At 64.1% G+C, this 714-nt stretch carries 1 protein-coding gene; it reads right to left on the bottom strand.

What is annotated here, in order from left to right; genetic code table 11:
* On the bottom strand, positions 1–714 hold a 714-nt coding region (locus tag NKH05_RS32990; protein WP_353017969.1), incomplete at both ends, for an IS630 family transposase.

The raw sequence follows: 714 nt of genomic DNA, 5'->3' as shown, positions 1-714 counted from the left end.
GTCTGGAGGTCGACGACGGAATGGAAGATGCCGTGCTTCAGGCGTCGGCGGGTGAGCTTGGCGAAGAAGCCCTCGACAGCGTTCAGCCACGAGCAGGATGTCGGCACGAAGTGGAAGGTCCATCGCGGATGCCGGGCCAGCCAGGCCCTGACTTTCGGCTGCTTGTGGGTGGCGTAGTTGTCGAGGATGACGTGGACGGCTTTGTCGGTCGGGAGTTCAGCCTCGACCGCATTGAGGAAGCGGATGAACTCCTGGTGCCGGTGACGCTGCATGTTGCGGCCGATCACCGAGCCGTCGAGCACGTTGAGGGCGGCGAACAGGGTGGTGGTTCCGTTGCGTTTGTAATCATGCGTCATGGTGCCGCCGCGCCCCTTCTTCAGCGGTAGCCCCGGTTGCGTGCGGTCGAGCGCCTGAATCTGGCTCTTCTCATCCACCGACAGGACGATCGCATGGGCGGGCGGCGAGACATAGAGGCCGACCACGTCGTGCAACTTTTCGGCAAAGGCCTTGTCGTTCGAAAGCTTGAAGGTGCGCCAGCGATGCGGGGCAAGACCGTGATCGTGCCAGATCTTCACGACCGAAGACGCAGCGATACCGGCCGCCCTCGCCATCGCACGGACCGTCCAGTGTGTCGCTTCGTGAGCAGGCGGCTCAAGCGTCAGCGCGACGACGTTGTCGACCAGCACGGCTTTCAGCGGCGCGATGCCGGGCGGC

The organism is Mesorhizobium sp. M1399, assembly GCF_040317735.1.
Lineage (GTDB): Bacteria > Pseudomonadota > Alphaproteobacteria > Rhizobiales > Rhizobiaceae > Mesorhizobium.
Note: the sequence above shows the minus strand (reverse complement) of the source record. Positions and strands in the feature narration are given on the sequence as shown.